This window comes from Chryseobacterium polytrichastri, assembly GCF_900142445.1.
GTDB lineage: Bacteria > Bacteroidota > Bacteroidia > Flavobacteriales > Weeksellaceae > Chryseobacterium > Chryseobacterium polytrichastri.
Genome location: NZ_FRAV01000002.1, coordinates 143,319 through 158,647 on the forward strand (window position 1 = coordinate 143,319; position 15,329 = coordinate 158,647).

The 15,329-nt window shown below is 32.3% G+C and carries 12 protein-coding genes; 6 read left to right on the plus strand and 6 right to left on the minus strand.

Translation table 11 applies throughout. The features are described from left to right. Window positions 1-84: 84 nt before the first annotated feature. The 4 genes from BUB80_RS01930 to BUB80_RS01945 form a co-directional block, all read right to left on the minus strand. Window positions 85-1,248 carry an iron-containing alcohol dehydrogenase gene (locus BUB80_RS01930; protein WP_073290405.1) on the minus strand — a complete coding sequence of 388 codons (1,164 nt, stop codon included), beginning with the start codon at window positions 1,246-1,248 and terminating at the stop codon, window positions 85-87. Window positions 1,249-1,922: 674 nt separating this feature from the next. Next, the gene (locus tag BUB80_RS01935; RefSeq protein WP_073290406.1) at window positions 1,923-2,504 is read right to left on the minus strand and encodes a hypothetical protein; all 582 of its coding nucleotides are present in this window, start codon (window positions 2,502-2,504) and stop codon (window positions 1,923-1,925) included. A 63-nt stretch (window positions 2,505-2,567) separates the two neighbouring features. Beyond that, complete coding sequence (locus BUB80_RS01940) at window positions 2,568-2,972, minus strand: hypothetical protein (RefSeq protein ID WP_073290408.1); 405 nt, start codon at window positions 2,970-2,972, stop codon at window positions 2,568-2,570. 183 nt (window positions 2,973-3,155) lie between these two features. Then, the gene (locus BUB80_RS01945; RefSeq protein ID WP_073290409.1) at window positions 3,156-4,139 is read right to left on the minus strand and encodes a hypothetical protein; all 984 of its coding nucleotides are present in this window, start codon (window positions 4,137-4,139) and stop codon (window positions 3,156-3,158) included. 113 nt (window positions 4,140-4,252) lie between these two features. Here BUB80_RS01945 and BUB80_RS01950 point away from each other — a divergent pair, with 113 nt between their 5' ends. After that, window positions 4,253-6,787 (plus strand): phosphoenolpyruvate carboxylase, encoded by a 2,535-nt coding sequence (locus BUB80_RS01950; protein ID WP_073290411.1) that lies wholly within the window; start codon window positions 4,253-4,255, stop codon window positions 6,785-6,787. Between the two features lie 9 nt (window positions 6,788-6,796). Then, window positions 6,797-7,552: a hypothetical protein gene (locus tag BUB80_RS01955; RefSeq protein ID WP_073290413.1), complete on the plus strand. Its 756-nt coding sequence runs from the start codon at window positions 6,797-6,799 to the stop codon at window positions 7,550-7,552. 241 nt (window positions 7,553-7,793) lie between these two features. On the opposite strand, the gene BUB80_RS01960 is transcribed toward BUB80_RS01955, so the two are convergent. Then, entirely contained in the window at window positions 7,794-9,407 is a 1,614-nt protein-coding gene (locus tag BUB80_RS01960) for a S8/S53 family peptidase (RefSeq protein WP_073290415.1), read from the minus strand. A gap of 86 nt (window positions 9,408-9,493) precedes the next feature. Between BUB80_RS01960 and BUB80_RS01965 the strand changes: the two genes are divergently transcribed. The 4 genes from BUB80_RS01965 to BUB80_RS01980 all read left to right on the plus strand — a co-directional run bounded on the left by BUB80_RS01965 (window position 9,494) and on the right by BUB80_RS01980 (window position 12,626). After that, the gene (locus tag BUB80_RS01965; RefSeq protein ID WP_073290417.1) at window positions 9,494-10,618 is read left to right on the plus strand and encodes a DegT/DnrJ/EryC1/StrS family aminotransferase; all 1,125 of its coding nucleotides are present in this window, start codon (window positions 9,494-9,496) and stop codon (window positions 10,616-10,618) included. Beyond that, window positions 10,619-11,032 carry a hypothetical protein gene (locus BUB80_RS01970; RefSeq protein WP_073290419.1) on the plus strand — a complete coding sequence of 138 codons (414 nt, stop codon included), beginning with the start codon at window positions 10,619-10,621 and terminating at the stop codon, window positions 11,030-11,032. It abuts the gene before it with no gap. Between the two features lie 18 nt (window positions 11,033-11,050). Beyond that, on the plus strand, window positions 11,051-12,073 hold the full coding sequence (gene galE / locus BUB80_RS01975; RefSeq protein WP_073290420.1) for a UDP-glucose 4-epimerase GalE: 1,023 nt from the start codon (window positions 11,051-11,053) through the stop codon (window positions 12,071-12,073). Window positions 12,074-12,188: 115 nt separating this feature from the next. Next, complete coding sequence (locus BUB80_RS01980) at window positions 12,189-12,626, plus strand: adenylyltransferase/cytidyltransferase family protein (protein WP_073290422.1); 438 nt, start codon at window positions 12,189-12,191, stop codon at window positions 12,624-12,626. Between the two features lie 52 nt (window positions 12,627-12,678). On the opposite strand, the gene BUB80_RS01985 is transcribed toward BUB80_RS01980, so the two are convergent. After that, on the minus strand, window positions 12,679-15,231 hold the full coding sequence (locus BUB80_RS01985) for a TonB-dependent receptor domain-containing protein (protein WP_073290424.1): 2,553 nt from the start codon (window positions 15,229-15,231) through the stop codon (window positions 12,679-12,681). Between the last annotated feature and the right edge of the window lie 98 nt (window positions 15,232-15,329).

Genomic DNA, 15,329 nt, shown 5'->3' on the forward strand with positions numbered 1-15,329 from the left:
GAAATTAATCGTAAAATTTTCATTTAAAATTCTTCTCAATATTAAAAACTAAAACCTAATTCCTATTTATCTAAGCCCTTGATTTTAATAACTCATTTCTACAATCTTGTAGGCATCCTGAGGTGTCAGTTTTTTATGTTCACCTAAGCCAACCCATTTTCTTTCTGTAAAGGCTTTTTCTACTCTTTCGGCAGTCCCTTTATAGTCTTCTGTATATTCTGAAAGTTTAGTTTTAATATCTAAGCTATGGAAAAATTCTTCCAGTTTTTTAATTCCTAATTCAGCTTTTTCTTCAAGAGTTCCTTCTGTGATTCCCCAAACTCTTTCTGCATATTGCGCTAACTTTCCTTTTTTGGAATCAAAATTATAACGGTAATGAGATGGTGCAATCACGGCTAATGTTCTTGCGTGATCAATTCCGTAATAAGCGGTTAATTCGTGTCCCATAGCATGAACTGCCCAGTCTGTAATCACTCCTTTCTGAATTAAACCGTTCAATGCCATTGTACAGCACCACATAAAGTTTCCTGCAGCATCATAATCGAAATTTTCTGCTAAAACTTTTGGGGCAGTTTCCTGTAAACTGATCAGAATGCTTTCTGCAATTCTTTCCTGTAAATCAGCAGAAGATGGAGCTGTCATGGATTGTTCTAAAACATGAGTGTAAGCATCTGTTAATCCGTTAACGATTTGTCTTTTGGGAATAGATCTTACCACTTCCGGGTCTAAAACAGAGAATTCAGGGAAAAGTCCGGGGCCTCCTGAAGATAATTTTTCGTTCGTTTCTCTTCTTGAAATCACATATCCTGAATTCATTTCAGAACCTGTTGCAGGTAAGGTTAAAATAGAACCGAAAGGCATTCCTTCTCCTTCAAAAGTTCTAACAGGTTTTGTCAAAATTTCCCAAGGCTCTCCTTCATAATTGGCAGCAGCAGAGAGGAATTTTGTTCCGTCAATCACAGAACCACCACCAACAGCCAGAAGATAGGTGATTTTTTTTTCTTTGATTACTTTTAAAGCCTCTATTAAAACTTCATATTCAGGATTGGCAGGAACTCCACCGAATTCATGTACATCATGAGCTTTTAAAGCTTCTTTTACTTGGTCGTAAACACCATTACTTTTGATGCTTCCGCCACCGTAGATCATTAATATTTTAGCATCTTGAGGGATTTCTTTTGAGATTTTAGCGATCTCACCTTTCCCGAAAAGTATTTTTGTTGGATTCTTAAATTCGAAATTAAGCATTGTTCTTAAATTTTTTGTAAATCAAATTTACGCAATGCAAAGTAAAAACTGAGTTAAGAAAGGTTTAAAATTCGTATGATTATATTTAATTTAAACTATCGAAATTTGATGTATTTATTAATCAATAACGTGTAATCAATAATATGCACGGTCATTCAGAACGAAACGAAGTATAGTGAAGAATCTCAACTTAATATTCTTAATTACTTCATCCAAGCTTAGAATCTGTTTAAATTTCTAAATTTGATTTTTTGTATACCCTTCAAATCTTTATCTAAATCATATTTATTAAGGATTTTTTGATTAAAAAAGATAATGTACTGATGACGTGTTTCTCTAACGCAAAGCTTTAGCTTCATTATGCCTATTTTCAGGGAGCAAAGGATAGAATCAACAAAGTTGATTCGTCGAAGCGTATGGATATGCATACAGCTTCATCAGTGACGAAGTCGCATCACTTTGCCCACTTAAAATAAAGCAAAATTATTCATCAACTTTGCGTTAATGTTTTTAATCAAAAAATAATTTCAAACATGATCTATTGAGTTTTGTTGGTGAAAGTGTTTGGAAGTTAGGTGTATATAAATCTCTGAGTGAAATTTACACAGGCTCTAATGGTTAAAATTAAAACATATTAGATTCTTCCTTCGTCAGAATGACAAATGCAGTCTAAATTAGTAAATTCCATTACTTTTCGCTTCTAATTTCCCTGTCTTTTTATTAACCTTCACTAAAAACGATTCTTTTTGAGTCGCATTTTTCTGTTTTGAAATATACATCGAAATATATTGGTCATCCGTTTTATAAGAACCACCTAATGGATTGGTTGAGTCAAATGTAAAACCATAAGTTTTGGCAATGAGAAGCGCTTCCGGTAAATTGTCTACAGATCCTATGAAATCTCTTAATTGTTGTTCATTATTAAAATATTCAGTCTTATTATTTTTACAGGCTAAAATATAAGAGAAACAATCACTTGTTGTACATTGCTGAAAGAAACCTTTTTCCGGAACAGGATCATTGAGTGTCATAAAATCGGGCATCTGGCTTTCGTAGATGATTGATTTATCAGGATCAGGATCTTCGATGTTGCGAAGAACGGACCAATATTGATATTTTTTATCAGGCTTGATAAAAGGGTATAGGAGATCTGTATTATCTAATATTTCGGGGATTTTTTTATAATCCGCAGAAACTGTTTTTTGCGAAAATAATAAACTTGGTAGTAAAAAAGAAATGATTAAAATAATTTTCATACTTATTATTTTATGGAATGAGATGTTACACCTGATAAGGCACTTTTTTAATACGAGCTATTTTTATTCCAATATAATTTTATAGTATCCTTTTTCATCTTTTACATCAATACCAATTCCTTTAAATGTTAATTTATTAATCTGGTAACCATCACAACCTCCTTTAAATTCAGAGGATTGAATTGAAAAATTGAAATTTTTAACATTAGAATTAAAAATATAATTTTTTGTACCATTATAAGCACCCACATTTTCTAAAATGACCTTATTATCTGATGTTTTTGTAAGTTGTATTCCCGATTGATTTTCTTCACTCACTGAAAAATTACTAAGTGTTCCATTTGTGATTAGATTTTCATCATTAGCATTAACGAATTCAAAAGCGATCGTTTGAGGAGCATTATAACAATCGTCACCACAGGCTGTAAAAATAAAAGCCATAAAAAGGAATAAAAATATTTTTTTCATTGGATGCGGATTAATTACTGTTAAAGGTAAAATTAATCATTAATGTGTTGTATTCAAAATTATTATAAACTCGAATTACTATAACGAACCCTAAATATTTTTAAAACCTGTGAAAGCTGATAATCTGTGATATCCATTTCTGATTTTATGAAAGGGTAATAATGATTTCTAGAGTCTAGTATTTTATTTGTGACAAAAAATTAATAAATAGTTCCTGACTATAAAGTTAGTTTCATCCCCAATATTTCTAAATGATTTACAAGCCTTTTCTTGATCTTTCATAACTAAATATGATATTCCTAGATTAATATAAATTTCATTTGTTATATATCGAATTCTTTCATTTGTTAAGACAGAACTATTTAAATTATTTATTTCGGTATAACTATTAGCAGCATTTTGAAAGTCATTGATTTCAAAATATTTATTTCCTTCCTGTGAGATTTTGTATAATTTTTTTTCATCCTTATTAATAAAACTATTGAACATTTTAAAGAAATTGAATTGTTGCTCAACCAGTAAATCTAACCCTGAATCATTTATGAAATATTTTTCAGCTGATAATAATGATTTTGTAAATTCTTTGTCAAAACTTTTTGAAATACTGTTTATTACTTTGATATCTGTAATTTTATTATTCTTTGTTAATATAAATTGTGCTTTAAAAATATTATTATTACTTGAATTTTCAGAATAACTGGGAATGTTTTTCATAAAATAAGCGTCAGTTCCTCCATTATAATTAAATATTGGTTTGATTACTTCATTTGAAATAAAAACTATATTATTCTCAAAATTAATTTCTTTGGGTTGGAATTCAGGATATTTTTTTAAGAACAAATTTTTAGATAAGAAATAATAATTTTTGTCGTCACCTTCTTCATTTGTTATCAGATAATCTTCTTGAAATTTGTAATTGATTTTTCTAAAATCTGTATTAATTGTTTTAGAATCAATAGAAGCTTTAAAAATCTGATTGTTAATTTTAAAATTATTCCCAATAAAAACATACTCCATAAATGATGAAAACATTTTCTGATTAACTTCTAAAGGATTACCATTTTGATATGTGATTTTATCTAATATCCAAGATCCTTGTAGTTTATTAATTTGACTAAACGAAAAAAATGATAGTAATAAAAAAGTAATAGATAATTTTTTTTTCATTTGAGATAGCTTTATTTTTTAATTAGGACCTTAATATTAAATTGAGCCCAAATTTATAGAATTATTTATATTACTTTTAAATAAATGAAACCAAAATCCATTACATTTGTTATATGATACACGACCAACGCGCAGAAAAATTCAGGCAGATCGTGGAAAATAAATTCCAGATCTACAACTCGTTATTTATGAGTTTGCCTTATGATAAAATGACAAATATCGGGATGTTACTTCCGTTTTTGTATGAAGAAAGTAAGAACGGCTACGAAGCGGGAAAGACTCCTGAAGAGATTGTCGAAGACTTCTTTAAAAGCCATACGGATCTACAATCGGAGGAGCAAAAAACCGAGCTTCTTTTCAAGATTATTCAATATATTGAAAGGCAGGTTGTTTTGTTTGACAGTATCGAAGATGCTGCTTTTCCAAGTTTGCATTCAGAAAGTGACAGCGGAACGGTAACCAATCTTTTTGAGCGTTCTCTTCAAGATCATAAACTGGAGAAAGTGCGTGAAAAGTTAAAAGACTTTACCGTAAAAGTTGTTTTCACAGCGCATCCAACACAGTTTTATCCGAGTTCGGTTCAGAGAATTATTCAGGATTTAAGAACGGCAATTACAACAGATTCTGTAACTAATATTGATACCTTGCTTCAACAGCTGGGAAAAACACCTTTCGTTAATAAACAGAAACCTACTCCAATTGACGAAGCATTAAGTATTATTTCGTATTTGAGATATGTATATTACGACACGATTGGTGAGCTATTTACAAAAATAAGAAAGACTTTTGGAAGTGATCATTTTCACCTTCACCAAGATATTATTCAGCTAGGTTTCTGGCCGGGTGGTGACAGAGATGGAAATCCTTTTGTGACGGCTGATGTTACTAAAAGAGTATCAGAAGAACTTCGTTCAGCTATTTTAAAATCGTATTACAGTCACTTAAAATTTATCAGAAGAAGATTAAGTTTCAGAGGCGTTTCAGAAGTTTTACAGCAGTTGAATGACGAGTTATATGGTGCTATTTTCAATAATGAACAGATCACGACAGAGGATATTTTGAAAAAAGCCAATGAAGCAGAAAAGATCTTGGTAGAACATCATAATTCTTTGTTTTTGGAGCTTTTACTAAACTTTAGAGATCGTGTGAAAATCTTCGGAACTCACTTTGCGACGTTGGATATTCGACAAGACAGTAGAATTCACCAACAGGTAATTAATGAAGTGTATGCTAAAGTCTACGGTGCAGAGGAGGCGAGTAATGAGGCGAAGTTTAAACGATTAATTGAAGTTTCAGATAAGGTAAACGCTGATGATTTTGAAGGAATTGTAAAAGATACTTTATTGACGGTTTCTCAAATCACAGGAATTCAACAATCGAACGGATTGAGAGGAATGAACCGTTATATTATCTCTAATTCTGATGCTGTAAAAGATGTGATGAATGTGTATGCATTTTTCAAAGTTTGCGGGTACAAAGATGAAGAGATTGATATGGATATTGTTCCCCTTTTCGAAACCATGGAAGGTCTTGCGAATGCTGAAAATGTGATGAATGAATTGTACCAAAATCCTATCTATAAAAAGCATTTGGCGAAAAGAGGAAATCAACAAACGATTATGTTGGGCTTTTCAGACGGGACAAAAGACGGTGGTTATTTAAAAGCCAACTGGGAGATTTACAAAGCAAAAGAAACCCTAACGAAACTGTCTGAAGAAAGTGGAATTAAAGTAGTATTCTTCGATGGTAGAGGTGGGCCTCCCGCAAGAGGTGGTGGGAAAACACATGATTTCTATGCTTCTCAAGGAAATACAATTGCGAATAATAAGATCGAATTAACCATTCAGGGACAGACGATCACAAGTATTTTTGGAAATAAAGAACAGGCAAAATACAACTTTGAACAGTTGCTAACGGCTGGCGTTGAAAATGATGTTTTCAAGAATTCTAAAAAAGATTTAACAGGAAAAGAGAGAAAGCTGATTATTGAATTGGCAGATATCAGTTATAAAAAATATTCAGATCTAAAGGCACATCCTATGTTCGTTCCGTATTTGCGGGAAATGAGTACATTGGAATATTACGGTAAGACAAATATCGGAAGCCGCCCATCAAAACGTGGAGGCGACAGCGAATTGAGATTTGAGGATCTAAGAGCGATACCATTTGTGGGATCATGGTCTCAATTGAAACAAAATGTGCCTGGGTTCTTCGGATTCGGATTTGCTATGGAAGAAATGAAAAAGCAAGGAAGATTTGAAGAGGTAAGAGATTTATATAAAGGTTCAGACTTCTTTAAAACTTTAGTTTTGAACTCGATGATGAGTATGAACAAATCTTATTTCCCCTTAACATATTACATTAAAAGCAATCCAAAATTCGGAGCTTTCTGGAATGTTCTTTTTGAAGAATATAATCTTTCAAAAGATATCATGTTGGAATTAACCGGCTTTAAAATGCTTCAGGAAGAGGATCCTTTATCAAGAAAATCGGTGAAAATTCGTGAAAAAATTGTTCTTCCGTTATTAAGTATTCAGCAATATGCTTTAATGAAAATTCAAAAAAGAGAAGGCAATAAAGAAGCGTATGAAAAATTGGTAACGCGTTCGTTGTTCGGGAATATTAATGCGAGTAGGAATTCGGCGTAATAAGGTGTGATGAAAAAGAGTTTTCTTATAGCAATGTTCACATTTTTAGCATTGTCGAGTTGTAAAAAAGAAGAAAAAGCTAAACCCATTTCTGAGAAAAATGATGTAATTGCTACAACTAATCCAACTGAAAATGAAGAGGTAGTAAAGGTTGATCGCATAACAAAGAAAAATCCGAAAGATTTTATCCCAAAAGGCTTTGTGTTTTTTGAGGAAGTTTATGGAGATCTGAATAAAGATGGACTGAAAGACTGTATTTTAATTATCAAAGGAACTGATAAAGATAAATTTGTTGTAGATGAAAGTCGTGGAAAATTAGATCGTAATCGTAGAGGAATTATTGTTCTTTTTAAAACTAAAAACAATGATTATGAATTAATTACTGAAAATAACACTTGCTTCTCTTCTGAAAATGAAGAAGGCGGAGCATATTATGCTCCTGAATTGATGGTGTATGAGGAAAAGGGTAATTTATTTGTTCATTATGCTCATGGCAGGTATGGATATTGGAAATATACGTTTAGATTAAAAGATTCCGATTTTCAGCTTATTGGTTATGATTCAAGTGATAATACAGGACCACGAGTTAACAACGAAACCAGTATTAATTATTTAACAATGAAAAGGCAGGATAAAACAAATATGAATAACGATGCAGAAAGCGGAGATGAAGTGTTTGAAGAAAAATGGAGTACAATTAAAGTGCAAAAGCCTATCATGCTTTCTGAAATTAAAGATTTTGATGAATTAGACAGTTCTATTTAAAATATAAGCCTCTCCATTCGAGAGGCTTTTTTTGTTATTAATCTCTGTAAACTAAATGTTTAGTAGTAATAATTTCAGGCAGCAAGCTTTTAATTAAATAATATTTCTTTACAAAATAAAAAATAAGATTCATCCTCACTCTTGGATTATCATAGATTCTAAAGAATGCCTGAATTGGATTTTAAAACATTTTAATCAATAAAAAAGAGCTGCTTAATGAGTTAGGCAGCTTTTTTTTAATTTATTCTTTTATGAATTTTTCATAATACATTTTATCTTTCGTCTGAATTTTCAGATAATAGGTTCCTTTTGGGAAATCTTCTACTTTGATAGATTTTTGATTGTTGTTTTTAGTAACCCATCTTCCTAAATTATCATAGACTTCCAATGAAAGAACATTGCTTTCTGAAGCTATATTCAAGATGCTTTTTACAGGATTTGGGAAAATAGCAACTTGTTTTTGTTTTACAATTTCGGAAGTATTTAGTGTTCCATTATAGAAGCTTCCAAAATTTAAAATTCCATATCCCATTTGATCGGTGTGGTTGGGAGATAGGGAAGCGGTTTGTTTTAATTTGCTTCTCATTTGATCCCTTCCCATTGTAGGAAAAGCCTGAAGTAAACAGGCAACTCCTCCTGCAGCAATTGGCGTTGCAATGGAAGTCCCGGAAACTGTAGTTGTAGAATTATTATTAACAGTAAAAGCTCCACTTCCTCTTGTGCTTCCATCAGGTTTTACAGCGCCAACAGAATTGGGACCATACGATGAAAACCCGGAAGAAGCTCCGGCAGAATCAACCGATCCAATCGTGAAAACTTTAGTATTATCAGCAGGCGTTGTGATATAATGCCATGCTTGTTGTCCGGAGTTTCCCACAGAAGCAAGAAGGAAAATTCCTTTGTTAACGGCAATTTCAGAACCTCTTGCGATGAAAGAAGTGGTTCCGTTCATATTGGCATAAGTATAATTGTATCTTGAATCATCAAACGTATTGTATCCTAATGAAGTTGTAATAAGATCAACACCTTTTCTGTCTGCCTCTTCAGCAGCTTCTATCCAATAGATTTCCTCTTCAGGAATTTCAACGGTTGCATTTTCACTTCGGTATAAATAAAAATTGGCATCGGGTGCAGAGCCTACAAAAGTATTTTCGATAAATCCTCCAATAGCTCCTAAAACTACAGTACCATGAGCATTCAGGGAAGGGTTATAAATATCGGTACTTTTTGCCGCAAAATCATAACCGCCTTTTATTTGATTATTGGTCCATAACCGTGCATAAGCTGAGCCTGTATCTACAGTCGGAAACCCACTGTCGATCACGGCAATCGTAACTCCGGTTCCTGTATAACCTGCAAGGTGAAGTTGCCTTAGATTGATCTGATCAATTTGGTCTGAACCTGAACCATAATCAAAGGTTGTTAATGTTTTGTTGGTAGAACTAGTTGAATTTATTTCAGGCCATTTATTAACGTTTGGTGTTTTAGGAATGCCAGATGAGTTTCGTGCAAAGCTTTCCACCGAGCCAACATAAGGCTGAGACTGAAGTGTGGTAATTTGTGAGGGAGTAGCATTTACAGCAACACCATTTAACCATTTAGAATAATCGGTTACGGTAAATCCCAGATTTTGAATGTTTTGAATGTATGATTGTTCAATGGGAGCATCCTGGTCATTCAGTGAAATACCTAATGCTGTACGTCTGTTGAGGGACTTTTGTGTTAGTTCTGATAACGGATTGGCGTAAAATGCGGCCTTATTCGGTTTGTCATTAAAATAAACAAAAACGAGCTGTGTTTGTGCAAAAACGGTGGAGTAACCCGTTAAGATACAAAAGAGTAAAAGTTTTTTCATGTATTTATTTTGTATAAAGATAAAACAAAATCAATAAAATTTTTGACAGGATTTTAAATTCCTTATTTTTACACAAATATTTATTTATGAAAAGAATTCAGATGGTTGACTTACAAAGTCAGTATTACAAAATAAAGAATGATGTAGATAATGCAGTTTTAAATGTAATGGATTCGGCGGCTTTCATCAACGGCCCCGAGGTAAAGTCTTTCCAGAATGAATTGGAGTCTTATTTAGACGTAAATCATGTGATTCCTTGTGCAAACGGAACAGATGCTTTACAGATTGCTTTGATGGCTTTAGACCTGAAAGAAGGGGATGAGGTGATCACAGCTGATTTTACTTTTGCAGCTACTGTAGAGGTTATTCATTTGCTTAAACTTAAATCTGTTTTGGTAGATGTAGATTACGATACCTTCACGATTTCAACAGAGCAAATCAGAAAAGCAATCACTCCAAAAACAAAAGCAATCATTCCTGTACATATTTTCGGACAATGTGCGAATATGGAAGAGATTTTAAAAATTGCTGAAGAGCATAATTTATATGTGATTGAAGACAATGCACAGGCAATTGGTGCAGAATTTACTTTCTCAGACGGAACAGTAAAGCAGGCAGGAACAATGTCTACAGTAGGAACAACTTCGTTCTTCCCTTCAAAAAACCTTGGATGCTACGGAGATGGTGGTGCAATTTGTACTAATAATGATGAATTAGCACATCGTTTAAGAGGAATCGTTAACCACGGAATGTACGAAAGATATTACCATGATGAGGTTGGAGTGAACTCTCGTTTAGACAGTATTCAGGCTGCCATTTTAAGAAAAAAACTTCCTAATTTGGATTCTTACAATGAGTCTAGAAGAAAAGCAGCTGATTATTATGATGAAGCTTTTGCAGGAAATGAAAATATCTTGACTCCAAAAAGAGCAGAAAATTCTACTCACGTATTTCACCAATATACGTTAAGAATTTTAAATGGAAAACGTAATGATCTTCAAAAATTCTTAACTGAAAAAGAAATTCCTGCTATGATTTATTATCCTGTGGCGTTGAGAAAACAAAAAGCGTATTTCCAGGAAAGTAACGATGCAGATTTTGTGAATACAGATAAGTTGTTGGACCAGGTTATTTCGCTTCCAATGCATACAGAATTAGATGAAGAACAGTTGAAGTATATTACGGATGCTGTGTTGGAGTTTATGGGGTAAATGAGAAAAAAAATATTTAAATATAGACTTGTATATTATTTAGCTATAATAACGAGTTTAATATTTTTTATAATATCAGTATTTTCTATTTTTGGATTATTTAAAGATTTCAATATATTAAGTTTAATATTTATATGTTGTTCTATTACAATAAACTCCTTTGCATTTGTTAATTTGGTTGAAAAATATGATAAAGCGGTTTTATTTTTAAACTTAGGTTTGTTTTTGTTTATATTTTCCTCAGGTTATCATGTTCTATTTGGGTTTTTAAGTAAAGGATTTTATGCAATATTATATTATAATCAGTTTAAATTTTTGATGTTATTTATTATAGTTTTGATAATTGTAAATAAATTTAAAATTAAAAAAGAGAATTTTGAAAACGAAATAGAAGAAATAGGAAAACACGAATAAAAATTTATTACAAAAAAAATGGCAATACTCGTAACGGGAGGTCTTGGATATATAGGTTCACATACAGTTGTAGAACTTTTAAATAACAATTTTGAAGTTGTTATTGTAGATGATTTATCCAATTCTGAAAAATTTATATTAAAAAATATTGAGGAAATTACAGGTAAAAAACCTGCTTTTTATCCTTTTGACTTAAAGAGAAAGGAACTTTTAACGCAAGTTTTTGATGCATATTCTATTGAGGGGTGTATCAATTTTGCGGCCTATAAAGCGGTTGGAGAAAGCCAGGAAAAGCCTATTGATTATTATGAAAATAATCTGTTTTCTCTAATCAATATCCTTCAGGAATTTAAAACAAGAGGATTGTCTAATTTTATTTTCAGTTCGTCTTGTACAGTGTATGGACAGGCAGATGAAATGCCAATTGACGAAAATACACCTTTGAAAATGCCTGAAAGTGTTTATGGGAAGACAAAGCAAATGGGAGAGGAAATTTTAATCGATTTTGCAAAAGCATATAATAGAAAAGTCTCTTTGTTGAGGTATTTCAATCCAATTGGAGCGCACCCATCTTCGAAATTAGGAGAACTGCCAATTGGTGTTCCTAATAACTTAGTTCCTTATGTGATGCAAACTGCAGCCGGAATCCGCGAAAAACTAAGTGTTTGGGGTAATGATTATCCAACGGTAGATGGAACAGCAGTTCGTGACTATATTTATGTTGTAGATTTGGCGAAAGCGCACGTTGCTGCTTTAAAAAGATTATTAAGTAATCAATCTGAAGAATCTACAATTGACATCTATAACTTGGGAACAGGAACAGGATCATCTGTATTAGAAGTTGTAAAAGCTTTTGAAACAGCAAATAATGTAGAGGTACCATACAAAATTTGTGATAGGAGAGAAGGTGATATTACGGTTGCTTACGCCAATGCCAATAAAGCAGAAAAAGAGCTTAATTGGAAGTCGGAAACGAGTTTGGAAGAAGCCTTAAGAACCACTTGGGAGTGGCAAAAATATTTGAACTCAAGAAATAATTAGACTTATAATAAATTAAAAAAATAACCTAAAATTAAAATAATACCTTTTGTGAATTTATGGGTTCTTATCCCTTTTTAAAAGAATTTTTAAATCAGCGAAATGTTAAATACACATTATGAAAACAGAAAGAATAGGCATTACATTTTCTTCATTTGATTTACTGCATGCCGGTCACATTAAAATGTTAGAAGAAGCAAAAACAGTTTGCGACTATTTAATCGTTGGTCTTCAGATTGACCCATCTCATGATCGTCCGACTAAAAATAAACCAACACAAACTATTGTTGAGCGTTATATTCAGTTGAAAGCAGTAAATGCTGTGGACGAAATTATTCCTTACTACACGGAACAGGATTTAGAAGATATTCTAAAATCTTTTGTGATTGATGTAAGAATCATTGGTGATGATTATATAGACAAAGACTTTACAGGTAAAAAATACTGCGAAGACAAAGGCATTGAAATTTTTTATAATAAAAGAGATCATAGGTTTTCCTCCAGTGATTTAAGAAAAAGAATTTTTGAAGCTGAAATCGCAAAAACTCAAAAATAAAAAAATCCCGAAAATATAATATTTTCGGGATTTTTTGTAATTATATTTTGTCTTACATTGGACCTTGTTCATCTCCACCTGTAGCATTGGCGTTGACGTCTTTTTTCCTTTTTGGTTGTTCTACTTTTTCTCCTTGTTTGAATCTGTAGGTTAAAGAAACTGAAACTTGTCTTGGTTGCCACTGCATATAAGAATCTCTTACACTATTTGCTGTATATGTTGTAGATCTCATAGCTCTGGTATTGAAAATGTCCTGAACATTGAAAGCTAAGGTTCCATCTCCTTTCCAGATAGTTTTTGAAGCACCTAAGCTTATAGCATACATATCTTTTCTGTCCTGGTAAGCTGTTTTTTGACCTCCTCTGTAAAATCCTTGTACTTGGAAGCTAAATGTTTTATCAACTTTAACCGTAGAAGAAAGTCTTGCTCTTGTTGAGAAACCTTTACCATTAAAGTCAGCAACAGCCTGAATAGGATTTCCATCTTTATCAAAAGTATCATATAGAGTACTTCCTTTTGTATTGTATCCAAATAAATCTACATTTCCTAGGAATTTTAACCAACTTGTTGCATCCCAGTTGAAGTTTAAATCTAGACCGAAACGATCATCAGTACCCAAGTTGATAGGTTTTGTGTGAGATTCTATACGTTTTGGATTAATAATATCTCCAGCGTCGTCTGTGGCTAAGATATTATATACCAACATTTTTGTATCATCAGTTTGATGTCTGTAGTATAAGGTAGGGTTTAGTGTGAATTTCTTTTTAGAGATACTATATCCAAATTCAAAAGAGTCAACATAAGAAGGGTTTAGATCTATATTTCCGTCAAAGATATTTTGATTATCGCTATAATTAGGGTTAGGAATCATAAAGAATGATCTTGGGCGGTCTATTCTTCTGGTATAGTTTAATAGAAGTTGATTATCTTTTGCAAATTCATAACTTAAGTAGACGCTAGGAAATAAATTATTATAATTTTTAGTAGTTACAAGTGCATTCTTCTTAGGGTCAAGACTTAGATAATTAATGTCTACATTCGACAATTCATCTCTTACCCCCACCTGATAACCTAATTTTCCGATTTTACTTTTGAATTGCAAATAGAAAGCGTTGAAAGTTTCTTTATAAGTTGCATCATAAGTATATGGCTTAAGGAAGTCTAATGGTTTTGTTGCGGTGCTTTCGCGAACATCATTACTGTAATCATTAGTATTGATATCAATTCTGTAACCTGCTTCTAATTTTGAATTTTCACCAATAGGCAATTCATAATCAACCTTACCAATAACAGATTTGTTGATTGTACTTTGATTGATGAAATCTTTCAAATCATTAATGCTATCATCAATATTGGTATCATTGTATGATCGGCTTCTTTGTAAGCTTAATGATAATGATAAATTTTGCCCTTTGTCATCAAATTTATGATCTAATCCAAAATCACCTTGAAAAGCCAGATTGTTATTTGTACCGAATGTAGTTCTGTTTGATGTATAAAAAGGGTTTTTTAAAGGAGTGTAGCTATAATCAATCTTACCGAAATTTTCACTGTCAAATGTTCTTACTGTACCAGATGCATTTACCGATGTTTTTTCATTTATGTCGTATACTATTCCGGCAGAAGCATTATAGTTATTGTTTTTACTTTTAGTTTCAGAGTTAGTATCTCTTTGTACCAAATCATCATTTAATATAGCATTGTTGAAATAATCATTATTTCTACTGGTGTTTTTTGATTCTCTGTAACCTCCGCCGCCATTTAGAAACCACGTGAAATTACCTTTTCTCCAGTTAAGATTAGCATTCAGATTGGTTTGAGGAAGGTATCCTAAAGTTCCTATAACACTACCATTAAAACCTGTTTTCTTACTTTTCTTTAAAATAATGTTCAAAATACCAGCGGTACCAGAAGCTTCAAATTTTGAAGATGGATTGGTAATAACTTCAATTTTCTCGATCTGATCAGCAGGAATACTTTGTAAAGCATTAGCTCCATCATCAATTCCTAATAAGGCAGATGGTTTACCATTGATTAAAAATTTCACATTGCTACTTCCTCTCATAGAAACAGTTCCATCAGTATCCACAGAAACGGAAGGAACATTAGTAAGTACATCCTGAAGATTTCCACCTTTACTCACAATATCCTGCGATGGATCATATGTTCTTTTATCTAATTCTACTTTATAAGGTTTTGTAGAAGGAGCTGTCAGTACAATACCTTCAATATCTTTAGTCTTGACATTGGTAGAACTTTTTTCTGGTTCTATAGATAAGGCGCCGATATTTCCTGCTGAAGTAATTTGTTTATTGATAACAACTTTCTTGTAGTCGATTGCTTCAATTGTAATATCGTAATTCCCAGGAGTAAGGTCTAGCTTATACTGACCTTTTTCATCAGTAAGGGTAGCGTCACTAAATAATTTATTGGCTTTATTACTGAAAGTCACTGAAGCATAAGGTACAGGTTGGTTACTTTTATTAACCACCGTTCCTGAAATACCTGCTTTTTCCTGTCCAAAGGCGAGCGCTGCTGCCGAAAGCACAAAAGTAAGCCCTAAAGTTCTTTTTGTGAAAATGTTGATAATTTCCGTCTGATTCATAAGGTATTGTTTGTGTAAAATCGTGAAAAATCTTTCTTAATATTGTGAAATTGTTAATTGGGTAAATTTCAAAATATTAAGGTTAATTTATTATTTAT

Coding starts and splice junctions, on each gene's coding strand:
- BUB80_RS01945 (WP_073290409.1), bottom strand. CDS start 4,139: ATGAAAAAAAAATTATCTATTACTTTTTTATTACTATCATTTTTTTCG.
- BUB80_RS01960 (WP_073290415.1), bottom strand. CDS start 9,407: ATGAAAAAACTTTTACTCTTTTGTATCTTAACGGGTTACTCCACCGTT.
- BUB80_RS01980 (WP_073290422.1), top strand. CDS start 12,189: ATGAAAACAGAAAGAATAGGCATTACATTTTCTTCATTTGATTTACTG.
- BUB80_RS01985 (WP_073290424.1), bottom strand. CDS start 15,231: ATGAATCAGACGGAAATTATCAACATTTTCACAAAAAGAACTTTAGGG.
- BUB80_RS01970 (WP_073290419.1), top strand. CDS start 10,619: ATGAGAAAAAAAATATTTAAATATAGACTTGTATATTATTTAGCTATA.
- BUB80_RS01965 (WP_073290417.1), top strand. CDS start 9,494: ATGAAAAGAATTCAGATGGTTGACTTACAAAGTCAGTATTACAAAATA.
- BUB80_RS01940 (WP_073290408.1), bottom strand. CDS start 2,972: ATGAAAAAAATATTTTTATTCCTTTTTATGGCTTTTATTTTTACAGCC.
- BUB80_RS01950 (WP_073290411.1), top strand. CDS start 4,253: ATGATACACGACCAACGCGCAGAAAAATTCAGGCAGATCGTGGAAAAT.
- galE (WP_073290420.1), top strand. CDS start 11,051: ATGGCAATACTCGTAACGGGAGGTCTTGGATATATAGGTTCACATACA.
- BUB80_RS01955 (WP_073290413.1), top strand. CDS start 6,797: ATGAAAAAGAGTTTTCTTATAGCAATGTTCACATTTTTAGCATTGTCG.
- BUB80_RS01930 (WP_073290405.1), bottom strand. CDS start 1,248: ATGCTTAATTTCGAATTTAAGAATCCAACAAAAATACTTTTCGGGAAA.
- BUB80_RS01935 (WP_073290406.1), bottom strand. CDS start 2,504: ATGAAAATTATTTTAATCATTTCTTTTTTACTACCAAGTTTATTATTT.